The sequence below is a fragment of the Streptomyces sp. NPDC053665 genome (assembly GCF_055585285.1).
Genome location: NZ_JBVJKK010000007.1, coordinates 269,674 through 292,832 on the forward strand (window position 1 = coordinate 269,674; position 23,159 = coordinate 292,832).

Sequence of the window (23,159 nt, forward strand, 5' to 3'; positions counted from 1 at the left end):
CGCTCACAGCTGGGTCGGCCCGCGCTCGGTCAGGCCGTACTTCCGGGCGATGGCGTTCCACAGCCGGGACGCCTCGGCCTTCTGGGCGCTCGCGACGCCGCTGGCCCGGTTGCCGGCCGCGGTCTGGCCTGTGGCCCTGGCCTGGCCCTTCTTGCAGCCCTTCCTGCCGGCGGTCTGGTCGGCCCAGGCCGCGTAGTGGTCGTCGGCCGAGGCGGAGGCCTGCCAGGCCTTGGTCAGGGCGGTGGTCAGCGCGGCGTGGTCCGGCAGCCGGCCGACCTCGACGCCGCCGAGCCGGGTGACGAGCTGGTTGCGCTGCTTGGCGGCCTCGCGCAGGTCCTTGGCGGCCTGCGCGAGGTTGTCGCAGCGCTTGACGTCCGCGACCGCGTTGATCACGGTGCTGCGGCTGTCGCCGCTGTCGGCGAGCAGCTTGTCCAGCTCCACCGCCTGCGCCCGGACCGGGTCGGCGGACGGCGAGGCGGACTCCTCCTCGGCGGGCGCGGACGCGGAGGCGGCCACGGTCTTGCCGTCTCCGCCCTCGTCGTCCCCGCCCCCGCCGCCGGCGAGCAGCGCGCCCGCGCCGATGCCGAGGACGGCGATGCCGATGCCGACGGCGGCGATCACGGGTACGCGGGAGCCGCCGCGGCCGCCGCGCGAACGGCCCGGGGCCGCCGCCTTACGGGAGGACGGCCCGCCGCCGTGCGGCGGCGGCGAGGACGCCTCGATCCGGGGCATCTGCTGGGTGGCGCCGGACGGCTCCTGGCCCCCGTCGCTGCGGAAGAGGTGCCCGAAGTCGGCGGGCGGCTGCTGGTCACCGCCGCCGGGCACGGGCGGGATGTACCGCGTCGCCTCGGCGTCCGGGCCGGAAGCCTGCGGCGTCCCTGCGGCCAGCGGTCCGGTGCCCAGGTACCGGGTGGCCTCGGGGTCCTGCGCGGCGGACCGCTCGGGCGGCAGCGCCCCCGGCGTCACCGGCGGTATGTACTGGGTCGCCGCCTCGCCGGCGGCCGGCGGCACGGGCGGCAGGTACTGGGTCGCCGCGGCGGACCCGTCGGCCGGGACGGGCGGCAGGAACTGCGTCGCGCCCTCGTCGGGCGCCGGCGCGCGGTGCCCGGCGGGCGGCTGCGGCGCCCCGCCGCTCCCGTAGCCGCCGGTGGTCCCGTACGCCTGGGGGGCCGGCCCCGCGGGGCCGCCGTAGGCGTCGGCGGCGGGCGGCAGCGGGCCGTACCCCTCGGCGCGGCCGGTGTCCTGCCCGGGCAGCGACGCTCCGCCGTGCGTGCCGTACGGGTCGCCGCCGTACGGCCCGGCGGGCTGCTGGGCGCCGTAGGGGTGCGGCGCGTTCTCCGGCGGGAGCGCTCCCGGTGCCTGGGCGCCGGGCTGCTGCCCGCCGTTCCACCCCTGCTGCGGCTCCGGGCTCGTCCACTGCTGCGTCTGCGGGGACTGCCAGCCCTGGTCCGGCGGCGGGGGCGGCGCCTGCTCGCCCGGGCCCCAGGGATCCCCCCAGGTCTGGCCGCCCGCGGGGGCGCCCGACGAGGCGTCACGGTGGCCGGACGGCGCTCCGGCCGGTCCGCCCGTCATGCCCGGCAGCAGCGGTTCGCCGCCGTCCGAGGGCAGCACGATGCCTTCGCGCGCGGGGCGCGCCGAGGGCTCCTCGCCCTGTCCACTCTGCGTCACCGGGACTCCTACTAATGGGGGACCTTGTGAATCGTCGGGTCACGCTACCGGGTCCCCGGAGCCCGGTGCCACGCAGCACGGGACGTGGCCTCCCGCCCTGCACGGGCGGTGACGGCGCGGCTCACGGTCCGCCCTGCACATCACCTCCCTCGCGTCAAACGGCCGTCCCCCGTACGTTCACGCGCCGGTGGAGCAGGTGTTCACGCGGCCGCCTGCAGATCGAGGCGTGCCCCGAACTCCCGTACCACCGCCTCGTCCCGGTACGGCTCCAGTCGCTGCTGGAAGTCCTCCAGGTACTCGGCGCCCCGGTTGGACCGCAGGTCCTCCAGCAGTTCGACGGCCTTCATGCCCGTGCTGCACGCCTCCTCGATCTCGCGCTGCTGCACCTGGGCCGTGGCGAGCAGCACATAGCCGATGGCCCGGCGGCGGGCCCGCGTCTCGGGGTGCCCGGCCAGCGACTCCTGCGCGCAGCGGGCCGCCGCTTCGGCCTCCCCCAGGTCCCGGTGGCAGTGCGCCAGTTCGTCGGCGAGGTAGGCCTCGTCGAAGTGCGCGATCCACACCGGGTCGTCGCCGGTCGCCGGGTCGGCCGCCTCCAGGGCGCTCACCGCGCGCCCCGCGCAGGAGTGGGCGGCGCGTGCGTCGCCCAGCAGGGCGTGCCCGCGCGCCTCCGCGGCGTGGAACATCGCCTCCGCCCGCGGGGTCACGCGCCCCCGCGCCCCCTCCTGCGCCGCCCGGGCCAACTGCGCGATCTCGCGCGGGTTCCCGAGCTGCGCGGCGAGATGGCTCATGGAGGCGGCCAGGACGTACCCGCCGTAGCCGCGGTCCCCGGCGGCCTGCGCGAGCCGCAGCGCCTGGATGTAGTAGCGCTGGGCGAGGCCCGGTTGGCCGGTGTCGACGGCCATGTACCCGGCGAGCTCGGTCAGCCGGGCCACCGCGGCGAACAGTTCGCGGCCCACGGCCTCCCGGTACGACCCGGCGAGCAGCCCGGAGACCACGCTGTTGAGGTAGTGCACGACGACCGGCCGCACGTGCCCGCTGCCGTACTGGTGGTCCAGATCCACCAGCGCCTGCGTCATCGCCCGCACCGCCTGCACGTCGGACTGCCCCACCCGCGGCCCCGCCGCGCGCGACACCTGCGCGTCCGGCGCCGAGATCAGCCAGTCCCGGCTGGGCTCGACCAGCGCGGAGGCGGCGACGGAGGAGCCGGCCAGGAAGTCCCGCCGCCCCACGTCGCTGCGCCACAGTTCGCAGACCTGCTCCACGGCCCCCGGCACCGTCGGCGAGAACTGCAGGCCCACGCCCGAGGCGAGGTTCTTGCCGTTGGCCATGCCGATCTCGTCGATCGTGACCGTACGGCCGAGCTTGCGGCCCAGCGCCTCGGCGATGATCGCCGGCGCCCGGCCCCGCGGTTGCTGCCCGCGCAGCCAGCGCGCCACCGAGGTCTTGTCGTAGCGCAGGTCGAGTCCGTGCTCTGCGCCGCACATGTTGACCCGGCGGGCGAGGCCGGCGTTGGAGCATCCGGCTTCCTGGATGAGCGCCTGGAGCCGTTCGTTCGGCTGCCGGGCGACGAGCGGCCTTGCGGCCATGGCGTACCCCCTTGGCTGCGGTGCTCTGCCCTCGCACCGAGTTGACGTGTCTTCCGCGGCCGGGGTCCCTCGCGCCCCGGCGAAGAGATCCGGCCGTGAAGATCAATGCCCCGCCGACCAGGCGAAAATGCGAGGCATGTGAGGATTGCCGGGGTTGCGGCCTGCGCCGGCCCCCCTCCTGGCTACCCACCCCGGGCCGCCGATCCGCACGCGCGCCCCCGGAGATGCACCCATGCGCCCCGGCCACGGGCGCGATGCCCCTCCCCGCGCACACGGGTGGGCGTAACCCCTGGTGACGACCGGAGTTGTGTTCATCGTGGAAGAGACGCTCGCCGGCACCGAAGCCGCCCAGATCCCGAAGCAGCGCGGGGACTCGCTGCTGGAGACCGCTGTCCGCTACGCCGAGGAACGCCACTGGGACGTGTTCCCGGGCACCTGGCTGGAAGCAGCCGACGGAAGCCAGCGCTGCTCCTGCGGTGACGCTTCGTGCCCGGCACCCGGGTCGCACCCGGCGCGCCCCGACTGGGCGACGCAGGCGACGGGCAGCGCGACCGTGGCGCGACGGATGTGGCAGAAGCAGCCGGCCGCGTCGATCCTGCTGCCGACGGGCCGGACGTTCGACGCGATCTCCGTGCCCGAGACGGCCGGGTTCCTGGCGCTGGCGCGGATGGAGCGCATGGAGCTGACGCTGGGGCCGGTGACGCTCACGCCGGACCGGCGCATGGAGTTCTTCGTGCTGCCGGGGGCCGCAGCCAAGGTGCCCGACCTGGTGCGGGGGCTCGGGTGGTCGGTGTCGTCGCTGGACCTGCACGTGCTGGGCGAGGGCGCGTACGTGGCCGCGCCGCCCACGCGGTTCGGGTCGCGCGGCGCCGTGCAGTGGGCCTGCCGGCCGACGCCGGCGAACCGGTGGCTGCCGGACGCGGAGGAGTTGATCTCACCGTTGGCCTATGCGTGCGGCAGGGATCGCTGAGGGCGCCTTCCGTCCTGCCTGATCCGTGTTCCTCGGCGGCTGCGGCTTCGTCGTGGTTGATCGCGCAGTTCCCCGCGCCCCTGAAACAAGGGCGTTGCCCCGCCGTAGGGTTCTCCGTGACGGAGGGAGGCGCGGTGGGATCCAGCGCGGTACGGGTGCAGGGGCTCTGGAAGCGGTTCGGGCAGCAGGTCGCTGTCGCCGGGATCGATCTGGAGCTGCCCGCGGGCAAGTTCATCGGGCTCGTCGGCCCGAACGGGGCCGGGAAGACCACCACCTTGTCGATGGTCACCGGGCTGCTCAGGCCCGACCAGGGGACCGTCGAGATCGCCGGGCACGACGTGTGGCGCGACCCGGTCGAGGTCAAGGCCCGCATCGGCGTGCTGCCCGAAGGACTGCGGCTCTTCGAGCGGCTGTCCGGACGCGAACTGCTCGCCTACACCGGGCGGTTGCGCGGGCTGCCCGGTGCCGAGGTCGACAAGCGGGCCACCCAGCTCCTGGACGTGCTCGACCTGGCCGGGGCGCAGCACAAGCTGGTCGTCGACTACTCGACCGGCATGCGCAAGAAGATCGGACTCGCCACCGCTCTCCTCCACAATCCCGAAGTGCTCTTCCTGGACGAGCCGTTCGAGGGCGTCGACCCCGTCTCCGCCCAGACCATCCGCGGCGTCCTGGAGCGGTACACGGCCTCCGGCGCCACCGTGGTGTTCTCCTCCCACGTCATGGAGCTCGTCGAGTCGCTGTGCGACTGGGTCGCGGTGATGGCCGCCGGGCGGATCCGCGCCACCGGCACACTCGCCGACGTACGCGGCGAGGCGCCGTCGTTGCAGCGGGCCTTCCTCGAACTCGTCGGCGCGCAGAGCCGGGACGCCGGCTCTGACCTCGACTGGCTGGGCGGCGGGTCCCGGTGAGCAGCCCCGCGATCACCCCCGTCTTCGTCCGGCTGAAGCTGTCCCTGCTGCGCAACGGACTGCGCCAGTCCGCCGGGCGCAAGGCCGCCTACATCACCTCGGCCGTCTTCGCCCTGCTCTTCGCCGCCCTGCAACTGATCGGCCTGATCGCGCTGCGCGGGCACGCGCACGCCGACGCGGTGGTGGTGCTGGCGGTGGCGGTGCTGGGACTGGGCTGGGCGGTGATGCCGCTGTTCTTCCCCAGCGGCGACGAGACCCTCGACCCGACCCGGCTGGTGATGCTTCCGCTGCGGCCCCGGCCCCTGATGCGGGCGCTGCTCACCTCGTCCCTGGTGGGCATCGGGCCGCTGTTCACGCTGTGCCTGCTGGCCGGTTCCGTCGTCGCCGTGGCTCGGGGCGCGGCGGCCCTCGTGATCGGCGTGGCGGCCGTCGCCCTGGCGCTGCTGGTGTGCGTGGCGCTGGCCCGGGCCGTCGCCGCCGCCAACGTCCGGCTGCTGACCAGCCGCAAGGGACGCGACCTCGCGGTGCTCAGCGGGCTCGTCGTCGCCGTCGGGGCGCAGCTGGTCAACTTCGGCGCCCAGCGCATCGGCGCCTCGGGGCTCGGCGAACTCTCCCCCGCGGCGGACGTGGTGCAGTGGGTGCCGCCCGCCTCGGCGATCGGCGCCGTGCACGCCGTCAGCGAGGGCGCCTACGGGCGCGCCGGCGCACAACTGGCACTGACCGCCGGCGCGCTGGCCGCGCTGCTCGCCGTCTGGTCGCGGCATCTGACCCGGCTGATGACCTCGCCGGACGGATCGACCCTGCCGGCCGCCGACCGGGCCGCCCGCGAGCGGACCTCCACCGGTCTCGCCCGGCTGCTGCCCGCGGGCCGCACGGGCACCGTCATGGAGCGCAGCCTCCGGTACGTGTGGCGCGACCCGAAGACCAAGGCGGCCTGGGTGACCTCGCTGGCCATCGGGCTGATCGTGCCGGTGTTCAACGCCTGGCAGGGCACCGGCTCCGTGTACTTCGCGTGCTTCGCCGCCGGGATGCTCGGCATCCAGATGTACAACCAGTTCGGGCAGGACACCTCCGCGTTCTGGATCGTCGCCCTGACGATCTCCTCGACCCGCGACGCATTCGCCGAACTGCGCGCCCGCGCCTACGCGCTGCTGCTGATCACCCTGCCGTACGCCACGCTCGTGACGGTCCTGACCACGGCCATGCTCGGCGACTGGCGGCGGCTGCCCGAGGCGCTCGGGCTGTCCTTCGCGCTGCTCGGCGCGATGCTCGCGACCGGGGCGTGGACCTCCGCCCGTTTCCCGTACTCCATCCCGCAGGAGGGGTACAAGAACGTCGCCCCCGGGCAGACCGGGCTCGCCTGGATCTCCATCTTCGGCGGCATGGTGGCCGCCGCCCTGCTGTGCGCCCCCGTCATCGCGCTCACGATCTGGCTGAACGTCAGCGCCGGCGGCGACGCCTACGCCTGGCTGCTGCTGCCGGCCGGCACGGCGTACGGGGCCGCGCTGACGATGGCGGGGCTGCGCCTGGCCGCACCGCGCACGGCCCGGCGCCTGCCGGAGATCCTGACGGCGGTCAGCAAGGGGTGAGGCGGGGTCGGCGGCGCCGGCCGGGGGCCTCGCCTCAAGCCGGCGGCGCCGGCCGGGGGCCCGCCTCAGGCTGGGGGCCTCGCCTCAGGCTGGGGGCCTCGCCTCAGGCCGGGGGCCTCGCCTCAGGCCGGAGGTGCCGGCCGGGGGCCCGCCTCAGGGCCCGCCTCAGGGCGGGCAGCTCAGGGCCCGGTCAGCGAGTCCAGGAACGGCTCGATCGCGGCCCGCCAGGCCTCCGGCTGGTCGTAGTGGACCAGGTGGCCGGCGTCGGCGACCTCCGCGTACTGGCCGCGGGGCAGGACCCGGACCATCTCCTGGGCCTCCGCGCGGCCCAGCTCGCCGTCCAGGCCGCGCACCACCAGCGCCGGGCACCGCACCTGCGCCAGTTCCTCCCAGTGCGCGTCGTACACCCACGTCTCGCGGGAGCGGAGCATCTGCTCGGGGTCGAAGACCGGGCGCCAGCCGTCCGGGGACTCGGCCATCACCTCGGCGTAGAACTCGCCCCGGGCGGGGTTGGGCCGCTCCACCCAGGGATCGTCCTCGCCGAACCACTTGCGGACGTCGGCGAGGGTGGCGAACGGCAGCGGCCAGGTCTTGAACCACTGGTCCCACTCCCGCTGCGAGGCGGCACCCAGCGCGGAGGCCCGCATGTCGCAGATGATCAGGCCGCGGACCAGGTCGGGACGCCGGGCGGCGAGCTGCCAGGCGGTCAGCGCGCCCATGGCGTGGCCGATCAGGACGACCGGGGCGAGCCCGAGCTGCTCCAGGGCGGCCTCGGCGTCGTCGACATAGGCGTCACGGGCGAACGAGCCCTGCGAGGGCTTGTCGCTGCGGCCGTGGCCGCGCTGGTCCAGGGCGACCGCGCGGTGGCGCTCGGAGAGCCAGCGGGCGGTGGGCGCCCAGTGCGAGGCGCGGCCCATCAGACCGTGCAGTAACAGCACGCCCGGGGAGCCGTCCTGGGCGGGATGCGCGCCCTGCGCGTCCGGGGCCGCGCCGGCCGGATCCGGCTTGGGCGGGTCGCCGAACTCCCAGGCCGCGAGGCGTACGCCGCCCGTCCCGGTCACGTCGATGCGTCGCGCCATGTCCTGGCACCCCCCAAGCCTCGCTCGGACCCCGGCCCGATCGGCCGGTTCGGTCCTGTGAACCGTGTTCTGCCTGTTGTGCCTTCTGCAGTGCCTTCTGCCCCGCGCGGCGCCCCACGCCACTGCCCCTGCACCCGTGCCGCGCGCCGTCCGCAGACTATCGAATGCGCTTTCGAGACTGGCCGTCCGGCGGCCAACACCCCTCAATCGAGTGACAGCCGCCGGGGATTGATCGCCGTCTCCCAGGGGAGATCTTCAGCGGGGGGCGGACCGCTCGGGGAAAAACGGTCCGAGGGAATGACCCTGAGAGCTCGGGGCTCCGGGTCCGACCAGGGGAGGACAGGCCCCGGCGCCGCACGGCGCCGGGGCTCTCCACGTTCCGCCGGCACATCCTCCCGCCCCCTCCCCGGCCGGGCGACATCGCTGTCAGACCACGGCCAAGAGCCCTCAGGTCATATGCCTCACGCCACAGCGTCGCACGGGAAGCGGGCGAGCGCTGCCCTTCGACGGACTGCGGACGAGAAGCGGGCAAAGATCGCGCCACGCCACGGCACCCCCACGCGCATCGCGGGCATCGAGGGCGAAGCCACCCCCCTCACAGCCGGAGCCGGGGCACCACGCCCGCCGGGCCGGGCCGCTCCGTGCGCGCCGGGGATCCGGAGGTCGCCATGCCCACCGCAGACCCTGGGCCCACTACGGGTGCCGGGGACCCATCACGGGTGTCAAGGACCCGCCACGGTGTCGGGCGGGCCCGGATCGGCCCGCCACCGCTCAGGGCTTCGCCACGAACACGTGCGAGGCCACGTCCGACTCCAGCTCGGCCGCCTCACCGCCGCTGCCGACCAGCACCCCGCCCGCCGACTCCGTCACACTCACCACCGAGCCGGGCTGCACGCCCGCCCGCCGCAGCGTGTACATCAGCTGCGCGTCCGTCTGGATCGGCTCACCGATCCGGCGCACCACGACCGTCTTGCCCTCCGCGCCCGGGTCCAGGCTGGCCAGCGACACCATGCCCTCGTCCAGGAACGGATCCGCGCCGTCCTTCTCGCCCAGCTCCTCCAGACCCGGGATCGGGTTGCCGTACGGCGACTCCGTCGGGTGCCGCAGCAGCTCCAGCACGCGGCGCTCCACCGCCTCGCTCATCACGTGCTCCCAGCGGCACGCCTCCGCGTGGACCTGCTCCCACTCCAGGCCGATCACGTCCACGAGCAGGCACTCGGCCAGGCGGTGCTTGCGCATCACGCGGGTGGCCAGCCGGCGCCCCTCGTCCGTGAGCTCCAGATGCCGGTCGCTCGCCACGGACACCAGACCGTCCCGCTCCATCCGCGCCACGGTCTGACTCACCGTCGGCCCGCTCTGGTCGAGCCGCTCGGCGATACGGGCGCGCATGGGGACCACACCCTCTTCCTCCAGCTCGAGGATGGTGCGGAGATACATCTCCGTGGTGTCGATCAGTCCGGACATACGTGCCCCTCGAATGAGATCTGCCGGAGGCTGGACAGCTCACCGGCGTGTGCGCTGGCCCTGCCTCCAATTCTGCCGGATACCACCGACAACCGTGCCGCGGGAGGCAGAGCGGGGAGAAGCCAGGGGTCACACGCGGTCACCCGCCCCCTCGGCAGCGTACGGCCCCGCCTCCGCCCCACTCGGTCGCCCACCACCACCGGGGCCGCGCCCGCACCCCACACCCGGCACCCGCCACCCGGCCGTATTGACACCGCACTGGTCCAGACCGCACCGTGATGCGCGACACAACCGACGGGCCAGCCGGAAGGGACCCTCCATGAGCGACCGCGCGCCGGCCGACCAGTTCCTCGACGCCGCGATCGACCTGCTGCGCACGATCCGTGACGAGGAGGCCGACGGCATCACCGCCGCGGGAACCCTCCTCGCCGACACCGTCGCGAGCGGCGGCCGGCTCTTCGCCTTCGGCGCCGGGCACTCCTCCCTCGCCGCGCAGGACCTCGTCTACCGCGCCGGCGGCCTCGCCCTGATGAACCTGCTCGTCGTGCCGGGCGCCGTCGGCGTCGACGTCATGCCCGCACCGCTCGGCTCCGCCCTCGAACGCGTCGACGGCCTCGCCTCCGCCGTCCTCGACAGCTCCCCGCTCCGCGCCGGCGACGCCCTGCTGATCATCTCGCTGTCCGGCCGCAACGCCCTCCCCGTCGAGATGGCCCAGCACGCCCGCACCCTCGGCGTGACGGTCATCGGCGTGACCTCGGTGGCCTACGCCTCCCAGACCACCTCCCGGCACAGCTCGGGCACGTACCTCAAGGACCACTGCGACCTCGTCCTCGACTCGCGGATCCCGGTCGGGGACGCCGAACTCACCCACGACGCCATCCCCGCGCCCTTCGCCCCCGCCTCCACGGTCGTCACCTCGGCCCTCCTCCAGGCCGTCATGGCCACCACCGCCACTGCCCTCGCCGAGCGCGGCATCGAACCCCCGCTGCTCCGCTCCGGCAACGTCGACGGCGGCCACGACTGGAACGCCCGCGTCATGGAGCAGTACGCCGACCGGATCTTCTACCGCCACTGAGCCCCGGGCCCGGGCCGGGACGCCCCGGCCGGCTCAGCCCCGGCCCGTCAGCTCCGCCAGGTCCAGGGCCGCGGCGATCCGTACCGCCACGTCCTCCGCGTACATCGCGTCCGCGCGCTCGAAAGCGCTGCGACCCCCGCCCCGCAGGAACGTCACCACCCCCAGCGTCCGCCCCCGGCTGCGCAGCACCGCGCACAACGCGTGCACCGCGTCCGGCGGCCACTGCCGGGACACCGCCCACGCCCGCGCCTCCTCCGGCCCCGCGGCCCCCGCACTCGCCCGCAGCGCACCCGCCCGCTCCACGCACTGCAACGCCGGATGCCCCTCGGCGTACCGCACGGGCAGCCCCGCGCGCCCGGAGAGCCTGCTCGGACCCGGCGCCCCGGAGGGCGTGGCCGCCACCCGCACCAGCCGCACCGGCCCCTCGTCCGGCACTCCGGCCGGCGCCCCGTCCGCGACCCGGTCGATCAGCGCGTGGTCGGCGAACCCGGCCAGGGCGAAGTCCAGATGCACCGTGGCCGCCTCCCCCGGGTCCTCGCACTCCGCCGCGGCCCGCGACGCCCGGTGCAACTGCTGCGCACGGAACCTCAGCAGCGACGCCTCCTGCTCCGCCTGCTTGGACTCCGTCACATCCTGGAACAGCCAGCCCACACCCAACGGCACCGGCTCCTCCGCCAACGGCGACGCCAGCCGCAGGAAACCGCTGCGCCAGCACCGCCGCCGCTCACCCTCCGGCGACCGCACACTCACCCACACCTCGGCCGGCTCGGGCGGCGCCCCCTGGGCCAGCACGTGCTGCAACGCGCTCTCCAGCTCCTCCACCCCCTGCGCCAGCAGCTCCCCGAGCGGCCGGCCCAGCACCGACGTACGGCCCCTGCCCAGGGCCCGGGCCGCGTGCGCGTTCACCACCGCGGGCCGCAGATCCGCGTCGACCAGCACCACACCCCAGCCGGCGTCCTCGAACAGCGCCTCGCTCAGCGCGATCGACCGCTCCAGGTCGATCTGCGTGTGCACCTCGCTGAACGCGCAGTACACCCCCGCCGGCTTCCCGTCCGGCCCCCGCACCGCCGCCGACTGCGTCCGCACCAGCACCCGGCCGCCGTCCTTCGTCAGCAGCGCGAACTCGTGCACCTGCCGCCCCACCGCGTGCATCACCGACAGCAGCCGGCTCTCGACCTCCTCGGCGTCCGCGCTGCGCACCGCCCAGCCGGCCAGCCCACGCCGCCCGACAGCCTCCTCCGCGCTCCAGCCGAGGATCCGCTCGGCCTCGCGGTTCCAGTGCGTCACGATCCCGTCGGCGTCGAACGCGCACAGCGCCGCGTCCATGCCGTCCAGCAGCGCGGCGAGCAGGTCGGACCCGTCCGGACCGTCCGGCCCGGGCTCGTCGGGCCCCAGCTCGCCGGTGGTCCCACTACGCCGGGAAGCACTCACCTGGACCCCCTGCAGGCTGCGTCCGCACGCACGGCACGCCGGTTCGCTCCTTGCCATCATTCAACTGGAACGTGACCGGGCGCACAGCGAGTTCCCACAACATTGAGGGAATCGTTGTACGGCGGCAATCCCCACGTCAACGCCCCGGGCACCGCCCCCGCGGACCGCCTCGGCCGTCAGCCGGACGACGGCGTGACCCCGCCGCTGCCGCGCCGGGCCTCCACCTCGATCTCGATCCGCATCCGCGGATCGGCGAGCCCGCACACGAGCATCGTCGCGGCCGGCCGCACCTCCCCGAAGCACGCGCGCAGCACCGGCCAGCAGGGCTCGAAGTCCTCCCGGACGGGCAGCATGTACCGCACCCGCACGACATCCGCGAAACAGGCCCCGGCCTCCTCGAGGGCCGCCCCGATGTTCCGCAGACACTGCTCCGCCTGCTCGACGACGTCGTCCGAGATCGTCATGTCCGCGTAGTCGAACCCGGTCGTCCCCGACACGTGCACCCGGTCCCCGTCCACCACGGCCCGGGCATACCCGATCCGCTCCTCGAACAAGGACCCACTCCCGATCGCCCACCGCTGCGTCATGCCCCGAACGCTAGGGCGGAGATCGGCCATACGTCCACGACGTACGGCGGCCCGGTGACCCGAGAAGCACCGCGTACGAGTAGCAGAGGACCGGCCACGAGTTCGACGAAATCCCTCCGTTCGCACGAACGGGCGTTCTCCCGGCCTCCGGGGCCCGTCCGAGCCGTCTGGGCGGCTACGTTCGGCGGTGTACTCGAGAAGGGAGGTCACCCGCTCCCCGGCCATACGGCCCCGGGTGACCAGCCCCAGTCATCACGATCCGGCGGATCAGGCAGGTGCGACCGATGACTACGTTTCCTGTGGGCGAGCCGACCCACCAGGCTGTGCTTCCTCAGCAGCCTGCTCTGGAATCCGTGAGAGCAGACACCCCCGGGAGCAGGGACGAAACGGCTCACGGACTCTCCGCCCCCGGGCGGGGCACCGGCAGGGAACCTGGGCGAGGGGAGACCGGCGGGCGCGGCACCGCAGCCCGTCGGCGTCACGCCGGGAGCGCTGTTCCGGCAGCGCATGCGGCAGAGACCGGGAGCGGTGACGCTCCCACTGCGGACGACGTCGCGCGACCGTACTCGGGCGGCGCCGGTGCGAGCCGGGTCCTCGTGTTGTCCCGGGAGGGCCTACCGCTCATGCCGTGCCACCCCGCCCGCGCGCGAGAACTGCTGCGCAGGGGGCGGGCGGCCGTCGTGCGCCACGTCCCCTTCGTGATCCGTCTACGGGACCGCACCCGTGACGCCTCGACGGTCGAAGGGGTGCAGTTGCGCATCGACCCCGGTTCCAAGGGCACCGGCCTCGCGCTCACCGACGAGAAGACGGAGCGGGGTGATCACGGCGGCATCGTCACCGTCCGGCGCGGGCTGCTGGCCGTCGAGCTACGGCACCGGGGTGACCGCATCCGGGCAAGCATGAGGCAGCGCGCGGGATACCGGCGCCGCAGACGCGGAGCGAATCTCCGGTACCGGGCACCCCGGTCGCGCAACCGCGCTCGACGGGCGGGCCTGCTGCCCCCCTCCCTGCGCCACCGGGTCGACACAGCCTTCTCGCTGGCCGGTCGGCTCTGTGGCTGGGCTCCCGTGAGGGAGATCCACATGGAGCGCGCCGCGTTCGGCACCCGCGCACCCGGTGCCGGTGAATCCCTCCACGATCCCGGGCACGTGCGCGACCCTCGGGACCGCAGCACGGTGCGCGGCCGCCTGCGCGCGGAGTGGAGCGGAGCCTGCGCCTACTGCGGCAGGTCCGGTGTGCCGATGAACATCGAACACGTTCGGCCCCGTAGCCGGGGGGGCTCACACCGGCGGTCCAATCTGGTCCTCGCCTGTGCTCCGTGCAACCGGGCCAAGGGCGTGCTGCCGGTCCGGCTCTTCCTCGCGCACCGTCCCGACCGTCTCGCGCTGGTCCTTCGCCAGCTCGGTGCACCGCTGGAGGACGCCGCCGCCATGAACGCCACCCAGCGACAGCTCGCCGCAGCCCTGATCGCTCTGGGCAGGCCCGTCCGGACGTGCACCGGCAGGCTCACCAGTGCCAACCGCGTCGCCATGGGCCTGGACAAGACGCACACTCTGGACGCGCTCTGTGTCGGGCCTCTGGATCACGCGTCCGGCGACCGGATCGTGCGGTTTCCCCGGCAGACGCTGACGGCCTCGGCGACCGGGCGCGGCTCCTACGCCCGTACGACGCCGGACCGGCACGGCTTCCCGCGTCTGCTCCGCACGCGCGCCAAACAGCACTTCGGCTACGCCACGGGTGACCTCGTGCGGGCGGTCCTGCCGTCCGGTGCTCGGGCCGGGACCTGGACCGGGAGGGTCTCGGTCCGCGCGCGGGGGCAACACAGGATCAGTACGCCCGCGGGACCGATCGACGTCTCCCACCTGCGGCTTCGCCTGCTGCAACGGGGCGATGGTTACGCATGGGGCCTGCGGTGCGAAGTGGTCGGGTCAATCTCTCGGAAAATGGGTTGATGCGGTGGCCGAGCGGTTCCTAGTGTGTGGCTCACACCGAAAGGAGGTGATCCGGAGAATGTATGCATCCCGGACGCGTGAGGTGGCTGCGGGCTAGCGGCTCGTCACCACACTCAGTGCGGTGCCGGACCAGCGTGTGATCGAAGCGCGCAGCCGGCCCAATCTCAGGCAGTCACCCGACCCGCGAGTCGCCGGTACGTCCGGCCGGCTCCTCCGCAGGAGGAACCAGACTCGCGGGTCGTCTGCGTTCCCGGAGGGTGTGAGCGGTGCGTGGCGTTCCGACCGGGTCGGCAGTGCTCTGCGGGGTGAGAACCCGACGGTGCTGCGCAGGCTGGAGGCGGGGTTCGCGGTGATCGGGGACGTGCAGTTCCTGCCGGGTTACTCGGTGCTGCTGACCGACGATCCCGCGGTGCAGCGGCTGTCGGAGCTGCCGCGCGGCAGGCGCCTGGCGTTCCTGGCGGACATGGACCGGCTCGGGGAGGCCGTCGAGCGGGCCTGCCGGCGGCTGGAGCCGGGGTTCCGGCGGGTGAATCTGGAGATCCTGGGGAACACCGACCCGTTCCTGCACGCCCATGTGTGGCCGCGCTACGACTGGGAGCCGGCGGATCTCGTAGGGCGGCCCGTGTGGCTCCATCCGCGGCGGATGTGGCACGAGGAGCGGTACGCGCTCGGGGAGCGGCACGACGTGCTGCGGGCCGCTGTCGGTGCGGAGCTCGACCTGCTGCGGGGGGACGGCACGGGTGCGGCCCCACCCGGGGAGCGGATGGGGCCGTAGGAGGGGCGGGTCGGGGTCAGTGGGCGATGTCGCCGTAGCCCTCGATCTCGCGGGGGTTGCGGCTGCCCGGGCCGACGTAGCGGGCGGAGGGGCGGACGAGGCGGCCGGTGCGCTTCTGCTCCAGGATGTGGGCGGACCAGCCGGCCGTGCGGGCGCAGGTGAACATCGAGGTGAACATGTGCGCCGGGACCTCGGCGAAGTCCAGGACGATGGCCGCCCAGAACTCGACGTTGGTGGCGAGGACGCGGTCGGGGCGGCGGGCGTGGAGTTCGGCGAGGGCCGCCTTCTCCAGGGCCTCGGCGACCTCGAAGCGGGGGGCGCCCAGTTCGCGGGCGGTGCGGCGCAGGACGCGGGCGCGGGGGTCCTCGGCGCGGTAGACGCGGTGGCCGAAGCCCATGAGGCGTTCGCCCTTGTCGAGGGCGTTCTTCACGTAGGCCTCGGCGTCGCCGGTGCGTTCGATCTCCTCGATCATGCCGAGGACGCGGGAGGGGGCGCCGCCGTGGAGGGGGCCGGACATGGCGCCCACGGCGCCGGACAGGGCGGCGGCGACGTCGGCGCCGGTGGAGGCGATGACCCGGGCGGTGAAGGTGGAGGCGTTCATGCCGTGCTCGGCAGCGCTGGTCCAGTAGGCGTCGACGGCCGCGACGTGCTTGGGGTCGGGCTCGCCGCGCCAGCGGATCATGAAGCGTTCGACGACGGACTGGGCCTTGTCGATCTCGCTCTGCGGGACCATGGGCAGGCCCTGGCCGCGGGCGGACTGGGCGACGTAGGACAGGGCCATGACGGCGGCGCGGGCGAGGTCCTCGCGGGCCTGCTCGGCGTCGATGTCGAGGAGGGGTTTGAGGCCCCAGACGGGGGCGAGCATGGCCAGCGCGGACTGCACGTCGACGCGGATGTCCCCGGAGTGGACGGGGATGGGGAACGGCTCGGCGGGCGGCAGGCCGGGGTTGAAGGCGCCGTCCACGAGCAGGCCCCAGACGTTGCCGAAGGAGACGTGGCCGACGAGGTCCTCGATGTCGACGCCCCGGTAGCGGAGGGCGCCGCCCTCCTTGTCCGGTTCGGCGATCTCCGTCTCGAACGCGACGACTCCTTCGAGCCCGGGTACGAAGTCGGACATCAGGCGGCTCCTCGTGGTGTGAGTGACAGATGGTGCGCTGCGGGGTGGGCCGAACACACCGAGTCGGTCGGATGGCGGGCGGTCGACCGTCCGACGGATCCGCGGTCGTGTGCGGCGACTCGCGGTCCCGGCCGGTTCCCCTGTGATGCCCCGTGCGGTCGGCGGTCATCCAACCGCAACGGCACGGAAACGATATCCCCGGGTGTCACGATTGGGGAGGGGTCGCGGCACTGAGTGCCATGCAGTGACGAAGGACACCGTCCGTACGGCAAGATGACCGGGTGACCGACCGTGACGCCGTTCCTTTCGACCTGGCCTCGATGCGCAAGCAGTACCGGGCCGACGGGCTTGCCGAGAGCGAGCTGGCCGCGCATCCCGTGGAGCAGTTCGCGCGCTGGTTCCGCCAGGCCGCGACGGAGGGCGGGCTGTTCGAGCCGAACGCCATGGTGGTCTCGACGGCCGACGCGGAGGGGCGGCCCGGTTCCCGCACGGTCCTGCTGAAGCACTTCGACGAGCAGGGTTTCGTCTTCTACACGAACTACGACTCCCGCAAGGCGCGTGACCTGGCGCAGAACCCGTACGTCTCGCTGCTGTTCCCCTGGCATCCGATGGCGCGGCAGGTGATCGTGTCGGGCGTGGCGCGGCGGACCGGGCGGGACGAGACGGCGGCGTACTTCCGGAGTCGGCCGCACGGCTCCCAGCTGGGGGCGTGGGCCAGCGCCCAGTCGTCGGTGGTGGAGACCCGGGCGGACATCGACGCGGCGTACGCGGAGCTGGCCGCGCGCTACCCGGAGGGCGAGCAAGTGCCGGTGCCGCCGCACTGGGGCGGGTTCCGGGTGGCGCCGCAGACGGTGGAGTTCTGGCAGGGCCGCGAGAACCGCCTGCACGACCGCCTGCGCTACGTGGGGCAGCCGGACGGCGGCTGGCGGGTGGAGCGCCTGAGCCCCTGAGGGCCGGGGGGTGTGCGCTCGGTCCCGCTCAGCCCAGTGCCTCCTCCAGGACGCCGGCCCATTGGGCGACCACGCGTTCGCGGCGGGGGGCGTCGTCGGTGAGGAGGTTGGCGAGGCCGAGGCCCCGGGCCATGTCGAGCAGGCCCTGGACGGTCTCGCGGACTCCGGGGACGGTTTCGTCGGCGCACAGGAGGTCGACGGCTATGCGGTGGGTCTCGCGGCCGACGCGGGATTCGAGTTCGGTGACGCGGGGGCGCAGCTGGTCCTCGTTGGAGGCGGCGACCCACAGGTGGAGGGCCGCGCGGAACAGGGGGCCGGTGTAGAGGTCGACCAGGGCGGCGACGACGGCGCGGCGGTCGCCGGTCGCGCCGTCGGGGAAGAGGGCGCGCAGGGCGGTGGAGCGTTCCTCGGCGACGTACTCGACGGCGGCCGTGAAGAGGTCCTCGCGGGTGGGGAAGTGGTGCTGGGCGGCTCCGCGGGAGACGCCGGCGCGTTCGGCGACCACGGAGACGGTGGACCCGGCCCAGCCGTGTTCGGCGAGGCAGGCCACGGCGGCCTCCAGGAGCCGCTGCCGGGTGGCCCGGCTGCGGTCCTGCTTGGGGACTCTCTCCGCACGGTCGACCGCGCTCACACCACCCATGCCGGATCCCGTCGTTCGAGGAAGGCCGTCATCCCCTCGCGTGCCGGTGCGGAGGAGAACAGCCGGGCCGAGAGCGCGGTGAGGTGGTCCGCGTCCCGGTCGAAGGCTTCCAGCACCCTAGCCGTGAGCAGCCGTTTCGTCTCGGCCAGGGCGTCGGGGGCGGATCTGCGCAGGCCGTCGAGCATGGGGGTGAGGGCCGTGTCGACGTCGTCGGCGTGGGTGGTGAGCAGGCCGGCCGCGGTGGCTGCGGCGGCGTCGAAGCGTTCGCCGGTGAGGTAGTGGCGGGCCAGGGCGCGCGGGTCGGCGCGGGGCAGGAGCGGCAGGGAGATGACGGCGGGGGCGACGCCGATGCGGACCTCGGTGAAGGCGAAGGTGGCGGTGGTGGCGGCGACGGCGATGTCGCAGGCGGCGAGCAGGCCGAGGCCGCCCGCGCGGACGTGTCCGGTGACGCGGGCGATCACGGGTCTGGGCAGTTCGACGATCTGGCGCAGGAGGGCGACCAGGGTCTCGGGCCGTGGGGGGTCCTTGAGGTCGGCGCCGGCGCTGAAGGTGTTGCCGGTGTGGGTGAGGACGACGGCGCGGACGGCGCCGTCCTTGCCGGCGTCGGTGAGGGCGTCGGCCAGTTCGGTGACGAGGGCGGCGGACAGGGCGTTGCGGTTGGCCGGTGAGTCGAGGGTGAGGGTGTCCACGGCGCGGGTGCGCGTGCGGGTCACGAGGCTCATGTGCGCTCCCTGAGCTGTCGTCGCAGGATCTTGCCGGAGGCGGCGCGGGGGATGCCGGCGGTGAAGGTGACGCGGCGGACCCGCTTGTAGGGGGCGACGCGTTCGGCGACGTACGTCATGATGTCCGCCTCGGTGAGGGCGGCGGTGGGCTGGCGGACGACGTAGGCGTGCGGGGTCTCGTTGCCGTCGTCGTCGTAGGTGCCGATGACGGCGGCGTCGGCGATGCCCGGGTGGGTGAGGAGGAGGGCTTCGAGTTCGGCGGGGGCCACCTGGAAGCCCTTGTACTTGATGAGTTCCTTGACGCGGTCGACGACGAACAGCCAGCCCTGGTCGTCGACGTGTCCGACGTCGCCGGTGTGCAGCCAGCCGTCGGGGTCGATCATGGCGGCGGTGGCGTCGGGGCGGTCGAGGTAGCCCTTCATGATCTGGGGTCCGCGGATGAGGATCTCGCCGGATGCGCCGGCGGGGAGGTCCTCGGCGGGGTCGTCGAGGGAGACGATGCGCATCTCGGTGCCGGCGACGAGCTTGCCGACGGTGCCGGGCGGGGCGTCGCGCATGGCGTCCAGGGGGACGACGTGGGTGCCGGGCGAGAGTTCGGTCATGCCGTAGGCCTGGCCGACGGGGGGCAGGCCGAGGCGGGCGGAGCAGGCGGCGGCCAGGCGGGCGTCCAGGGGGGCGGCGGCGCTGATGATGTAGCGCAGCGACGACAGGTCGTACTGGGCGACGGCCGGGTGCTTGGCCAGGGCCAGGACGATGGGCGGGGCGACGTAGAGCGCGGTGATGCGGTGGTTCTGGATGGCCGCGAGAAACTGTTCGAGGTCGAAGCGGGGCAGGACGACGACCGTGGCGCCCTGGCGCAGGGGGGCGTTCATCAGGGCGGTGAGGCCGTAGATGTGGAAGAACGGCAGGACGGCGAGGACGCGTTCGCCGGGGCCGGCGGGGATCGCGGGGTGGAGCTGGGCGAGGTTGGTGGCGATCTGCCGGTGGGTGAGCATGACGCCCTTGGGCGTGCCGGTGGTGCCGGAGGAGTAGGGCAGGGCGGCGACGTCCTCGCCGGGGTCGATGGCCACGTGGGGTTCGGGGGCGGTGGAGGCCAGCATGTCGATCAGGGAGCGGTGGCCGGTGGCGCTGTCGCAGACGAAGATCTCCCGTACGCCGCCCGCGAGTTCGGCGGCGCGCCGGGCGGTGCCGAGCAGCGGTGAGACGGTGATGATCCAGCGGGCGGCGCAGTCCGTGAGCTGTTTGGCGAACTCCTCGGCGGTGGCGAGCGGGTGCACGGTGGTGACGGTGGCGCCGGCGCGGGTGGCGGCGTAGAAGGCGGTCGGGAAGGCGACGGTGTTGGGGCTGTGCAGGGCGAGGACGTCGCCCTTGCGGATTCCGGTCTCGGCGAGGGCGGCGGCGATGCGCCGGTGGAACCGGTCCACCTGCTCGTACGTGAGGGTGGTGCCGTCGGTGCCGTCGACGAGGGCGGGGGTGGAGCCGAACTCGGCGGCCCGGGCCAGGACGGCGTCGTGGATGGGCTGGTCGACGGGCGGGACGTCTGCGTACTCGCTGCGGAACATGGCGGGTTCCTCCTCGCGGCGCGGGCCGTCTCAGTACGACTTGGGCAGGCCCAGGGTCTGGTGGGAGACGTAGTTGAGAATCATCTCCCGGCTCACCGGTGCGATACGAGCCACGCGCGCGGCCGTTATCAGGCGGGCCAGGCCGTACTCGCGGGTGAGGCCGTTGCCGCCGAGGGTGTGGACGGCCTGGTCGACTGCCTTGACGCAGGCTTCTCCGGCGGCGTACTTGGCCATGTTGGCGGCTTCCCCGGCGCCGATGTCGTCGCCGGTGTCGTAGAGGTGGGCGGCCTTCTGCATCATCAGGCGGGCGAGTTCGAGGTCGATGTGCGCCTGGGCGAGGGGGTGGGCGATGGCCTGGTGGGCGCCGATGGGGGTGTTCCAGACGGTGCGGTCGCGGGCGTAGCCGACGGCCTTGGCGAGGGCGTGGCGGCCCATGCCGATGGCGAAGGCGGCCGTCATGATGCGCTCGGGGTTGAGGCCGGCGAACAACTGGAGCAGGCCCGCGTCCTCGTCGCCGACCAAGGCCTCGGCGGGCAGGCGTACGTCGTCCAGGACGAGTTCGAACTGCTTCTCCGCCGCGTGGAGTTCCATGTCGATGGGGCGGCGGGTGAAGCCGGGGGTGTCGCGCGGGACGATGAACAGGCAGGGCTTGAGGCGGCCGGTGCGGGCGTCCTCGGTGCGGCCGACGATCAGGGTGGCGTCGGCGATGTCGACGCCGGAGATGAAGACCTTGCGGCCGGTGAGGATCCAGCCGCCGGTGTCCCGGTCGCGGCGTGCGGTGGTGGTGATGCGGTGGCTGTTGGAGCCGGCGTCGGGTTCGGTGATGCCGAAGGCCATGCGACGGGTGCCGTCGGACAGGCCGGGCAGCCACTGCCGCTTCTGGGCGTCGGTGCCGAAACGGGCTATGACGGTGCCGCAGATGGCCGGTGAGACCACCAGCATGAGGAGGGGGCAGCCGGCGGCGCCCAGTTCCTCCAGGACGATGGAGAGTTCGGAGATTCCTCCCCCGCCGCCTCCGTACTCCTCGGGGAGGTTGACTCCGAGGTAGCCGAGCTTGCCCGCGTCCGCCCAGAGCCGGTCGGGTTCGCCTCCGGGGCCGTGGCGCTTGCCGAGGGCGGCGACGGCTTCGCGGAGCGCCTTGTGGTCTTCGGTGTCCATGGGGAGTCCTTTCGGTGCGGGCCGGATGTGACGTGTCGCGCTCACGCGGCGGAGCCGCATATCGATACAGCCCCGCGCCCCTTCAGGCCTCCTGCACAACCGCCAGCAACGTCCCCGGCTCGACCTGCTGGCCGGGTGCGACCGGCAATGCGGCCAGCGTTCCCGTCACCGGGGCGGTGATCTTGTGCTGCATCTTCATCGCCTCCAGCCAGAGCAGGGGTTCGCCGGCCTTCACCGGTGTCCCGGCCGTGAGGCCGTCGGCGACGCGGACGACCGTGCCCGGCATGGGCGCCAGGAGGGAGCCCGGGGTGTGCCGGGCGGTGGGGTCGGGGAAGCGGGGCAGGGCGGTCAGGGCGGTGGCGCCGACGTAGACCCGGTCGCCGTGGCGGGAGACCTCGAACCGGCGCCGGACGCCGTCGACTTCGAGGATCACCAGGCGCGTGTCGGCGTGCACCACGCGCACCCCGTCCGCCTCCGGGCCCCGCCTGCCGTGGCGGTAGCGCACCTCGTGCTCCTCGCCGGCCATCAGGTAGCGCTTGGTCTGCGGCTGGGAGGGGACGTTGCGCCAGCCGCCGAAGCGGGAGCGGCCGTGGGCGTCGGCGAGGGCGGCGGCCAGGGGGGCGTACGGGTCCGGGGCCGGTTCGGCCAGGTCCGCGAGGTGGCGGTCGTAGAAGCCGGTGTCCATGCGGGCGGCGGTGAACTCCGGGTGGCGCAGGGAGCCGACCAGGAGGTCGCGGTTGGTGACGGGGCCGTGGATCACCGCGCGTTCCAGGGCGGAGGCGAGCCGGCGCAGGGCCTCGGGGCGGGTGGGGGCGTGCGCCACGACCTTGGCGATCATCGGGTCGTAGTGGACGCCGATGTCGTCGCCGTCGGTGTACCCGGTGTCCAGGCGGACGCCCTCCGGTACGGCCAGGCGGTGCAGGCGGCCCGTCTGCGGGGACCAGTCGCGCGCCGGGTCCTCGGCGTACAGGCGGGCCTCGACGGCGTGGCCGCGGGCGCGGGGCGGTTCGGCCGCCAGGGGACGGCCCTCGGCGACGCGGATCTGCTCGGCGACCAGGTCGACGCCGAACACGGCCTCGGTGACGGGGTGTTCGACCTGGAGGCGGGTGTTCATCTCCAGGAAGTGGGCGCGTTCGCCCGCGACGAGGAACTCGACCGTGCCGGCTCCCGCGTAGTCGACGGCCCGGGCGGCCCGGACGGCGAGGTCGGCGAGTTCCCGGCGCAGCGTGTCGGACAGGCCCGGGGCGGGGGCCTCCTCGACGACCTTCTGGTGGCGGCGCTGGAGGGAGCAGTCGCGGGTGCCGAGCGCGTGGACGGTGCCGTGGGTGTCGGCGAGGATCTGCACCTCGACGTGCCGGCCGTTCTCGAGGTACGGCTCGACGAACACCTCCCCGTCGCCGAAGGCGGCGGCCGCTTCGGCCCGGGCGGCATCGAGTTCGGCCTCCAGGTCCGCGAGCCGACGTACGACGCGCATGCCGCGGCCCCCGCCGCCCGCTGCGGCCTTCACCAGGACGGGCAGGTCGCCCTCGGTGACGTCGGTGAGCGGTTCGACGCCCATGAGCTGCTTGGCGCGGGTCTTGGACGCCATGGCCTCGATGGCCTCGGGGGGCGGGCCGATCCAGGTCAGGCCCGCGTCCCGCACGGCCCGGGCGAAGGCGGCGTTCTCGGAGAGGAAGCCGTAGCCGGGGTGCACGGCGTCGGCGCCGGCCGCCAGGGCCGCCTGCACGATCAGGTCGCCGCGCAGGTACGTGTCGGCGGGCGTCTCCCCCGGCAGCCGTACGCTCGTGTCGGCCCTGCGCGTGTGCAGGGCCCGCGCGTCGGCGTCCGAGTGCACGGCGACCGTGCGGATGCCCAGTTCGCGGCAGGTGCGGAAGACGCGGCAGGCGATCTCGCCCCGGTTGGCGACGAGCACAGAAGTGATCACTG

The 23,159-nt window shown here is 74.0% G+C and carries 19 protein-coding genes; 7 read left to right on the top strand and 12 right to left on the bottom strand.

Going from position 1 to position 23,159, the window contains the following annotated elements:
- Positions 1 to 3: 3 nt before the first annotated feature.
- The gene (locus tag ACZ6ZN_RS27025; protein WP_469650205.1) at positions 4 to 1,668 is read right to left on the bottom strand and encodes a hypothetical protein; all 1,665 of its coding nucleotides are present in this window, start codon (positions 1,666 to 1,668) and stop codon (positions 4 to 6) included.
- A gap of 200 nt (positions 1,669 to 1,868) precedes the next feature.
- Positions 1,869 to 3,254: a transcriptional regulator gene (locus ACZ6ZN_RS27030; RefSeq protein ID WP_398110970.1), complete on the bottom strand. Its 1,386-nt coding sequence runs from the start codon at positions 3,252 to 3,254 to the stop codon at positions 1,869 to 1,871.
- 307 nt (positions 3,255 to 3,561) lie between these two features.
- Between ACZ6ZN_RS27030 and ACZ6ZN_RS27035 the strand changes: the two genes are divergently transcribed.
- The 3 genes from ACZ6ZN_RS27035 to ACZ6ZN_RS27045 all read left to right on the top strand — a co-directional run bounded on the left by ACZ6ZN_RS27035 (position 3,562) and on the right by ACZ6ZN_RS27045 (position 6,721).
- Positions 3,562 to 4,224 carry a bifunctional DNA primase/polymerase gene (locus ACZ6ZN_RS27035; protein WP_398111142.1) on the top strand — a complete coding sequence of 221 codons (663 nt, stop codon included), beginning with the start codon at positions 3,562 to 3,564 and terminating at the stop codon, positions 4,222 to 4,224.
- A gap of 116 nt (positions 4,225 to 4,340) precedes the next feature.
- Complete coding sequence (locus tag ACZ6ZN_RS27040) at positions 4,341 to 5,132, top strand: ABC transporter ATP-binding protein (RefSeq protein WP_451878793.1); 792 nt, start codon at positions 4,341 to 4,343, stop codon at positions 5,130 to 5,132.
- Complete coding sequence (locus ACZ6ZN_RS27045) at positions 5,129 to 6,721, top strand: transporter (RefSeq protein WP_469650208.1); 1,593 nt, start codon at positions 5,129 to 5,131, stop codon at positions 6,719 to 6,721. Before ACZ6ZN_RS27040 ends, ACZ6ZN_RS27045 begins: the two co-directional genes overlap by 4 nt.
- A gap of 179 nt (positions 6,722 to 6,900) precedes the next feature.
- On the opposite strand, the gene ACZ6ZN_RS27050 is transcribed toward ACZ6ZN_RS27045, so the two are convergent.
- Entirely contained in the window at positions 6,901 to 7,800 is a 900-nt protein-coding gene (locus ACZ6ZN_RS27050; RefSeq protein WP_469650212.1) for an alpha/beta fold hydrolase, read from the bottom strand.
- 771 nt (positions 7,801 to 8,571) lie between these two features.
- A complete protein-coding gene (locus tag ACZ6ZN_RS27055) occupies positions 8,572 to 9,264 on the bottom strand; it encodes a metal-dependent transcriptional regulator (RefSeq protein WP_010035781.1) in 693 nt (230 codons plus the stop codon).
- 319 nt (positions 9,265 to 9,583) lie between these two features.
- On the opposite strand from ACZ6ZN_RS27055, the gene ACZ6ZN_RS27060 reads away from it, so the two are divergent.
- Positions 9,584 to 10,339, top strand: a complete 756-nt coding sequence (locus ACZ6ZN_RS27060) for an SIS domain-containing protein (protein WP_398110966.1) — start codon at positions 9,584 to 9,586, stop codon at positions 10,337 to 10,339.
- 33 nt (positions 10,340 to 10,372) lie between these two features.
- Here ACZ6ZN_RS27060 and ACZ6ZN_RS27065 read toward each other — a convergent pair whose 3' ends face one another.
- On the bottom strand, positions 10,373 to 11,770 hold the full coding sequence (locus ACZ6ZN_RS27065; RefSeq protein WP_469650214.1) for a PAS domain-containing protein: 1,398 nt from the start codon (positions 11,768 to 11,770) through the stop codon (positions 10,373 to 10,375).
- 176 nt (positions 11,771 to 11,946) lie between these two features.
- Positions 11,947 to 12,357 (bottom strand): RidA family protein, encoded by a 411-nt coding sequence (locus tag ACZ6ZN_RS27070; RefSeq protein ID WP_469650218.1) that lies wholly within the window; start codon positions 12,355 to 12,357, stop codon positions 11,947 to 11,949.
- A gap of 284 nt (positions 12,358 to 12,641) precedes the next feature.
- Between ACZ6ZN_RS27070 and iscB the strand changes: the two genes are divergently transcribed.
- Both iscB and ACZ6ZN_RS27080 read left to right on the top strand, forming a co-directional pair.
- The gene (iscB, locus tag ACZ6ZN_RS27075; protein WP_469650220.1) at positions 12,642 to 14,309 is read left to right on the top strand and encodes an RNA-guided endonuclease IscB; all 1,668 of its coding nucleotides are present in this window, start codon (positions 12,642 to 12,644) and stop codon (positions 14,307 to 14,309) included.
- Between the two features lie 259 nt (positions 14,310 to 14,568).
- Positions 14,569 to 15,084 (top strand): HIT family protein, encoded by a 516-nt coding sequence (locus tag ACZ6ZN_RS27080; RefSeq protein ID WP_469650222.1) that lies wholly within the window; start codon positions 14,569 to 14,571, stop codon positions 15,082 to 15,084.
- Positions 15,085 to 15,100: 16 nt separating this feature from the next.
- Here the strand turns inward: ACZ6ZN_RS27080 and ACZ6ZN_RS27085 are convergent, their stop codons facing one another.
- Entirely contained in the window at positions 15,101 to 16,201 is a 1,101-nt protein-coding gene (locus tag ACZ6ZN_RS27085) for a citrate synthase 2 (RefSeq protein WP_383501952.1), read from the bottom strand.
- 320 nt (positions 16,202 to 16,521) lie between these two features.
- Here ACZ6ZN_RS27085 and pdxH point away from each other — a divergent pair, with 320 nt between their 5' ends.
- The gene (gene pdxH / locus ACZ6ZN_RS27090) at positions 16,522 to 17,151 is read left to right on the top strand and encodes a pyridoxamine 5'-phosphate oxidase (protein ID WP_398111141.1); all 630 of its coding nucleotides are present in this window, start codon (positions 16,522 to 16,524) and stop codon (positions 17,149 to 17,151) included.
- Between the two features lie 28 nt (positions 17,152 to 17,179).
- On the opposite strand, the gene ACZ6ZN_RS27095 is transcribed toward pdxH, so the two are convergent.
- The 5 genes from ACZ6ZN_RS27095 to ACZ6ZN_RS27115 form a co-directional block, all read right to left on the bottom strand.
- Positions 17,180 to 17,791 (bottom strand): TetR/AcrR family transcriptional regulator, encoded by a 612-nt coding sequence (locus tag ACZ6ZN_RS27095; RefSeq protein WP_451878800.1) that lies wholly within the window; start codon positions 17,789 to 17,791, stop codon positions 17,180 to 17,182.
- On the bottom strand, positions 17,779 to 18,513 hold the full coding sequence (locus tag ACZ6ZN_RS27100; RefSeq protein WP_469650226.1) for an enoyl-CoA hydratase family protein: 735 nt from the start codon (positions 18,511 to 18,513) through the stop codon (positions 17,779 to 17,781). The genes ACZ6ZN_RS27095 and ACZ6ZN_RS27100 overlap by 13 nt, the downstream gene beginning before the upstream one ends.
- Entirely contained in the window at positions 18,510 to 20,075 is a 1,566-nt protein-coding gene (locus tag ACZ6ZN_RS27105; RefSeq protein ID WP_451878801.1) for a 4-coumarate--CoA ligase family protein, read from the bottom strand. Before ACZ6ZN_RS27105 ends, ACZ6ZN_RS27100 begins: the two co-directional genes overlap by 4 nt.
- 30 nt (positions 20,076 to 20,105) lie before the next feature.
- Complete coding sequence (locus tag ACZ6ZN_RS27110) at positions 20,106 to 21,233, bottom strand: acyl-CoA dehydrogenase family protein (protein ID WP_469650229.1); 1,128 nt, start codon at positions 21,231 to 21,233, stop codon at positions 20,106 to 20,108.
- Between the two features lie 82 nt (positions 21,234 to 21,315).
- Positions 21,316 to 23,157 carry an acetyl/propionyl/methylcrotonyl-CoA carboxylase subunit alpha gene (locus tag ACZ6ZN_RS27115; RefSeq protein ID WP_469650232.1) on the bottom strand — a complete coding sequence of 614 codons (1,842 nt, stop codon included), beginning with the start codon at positions 23,155 to 23,157 and terminating at the stop codon, positions 21,316 to 21,318.
- Positions 23,158 to 23,159 lie beyond the last annotated feature (2 nt).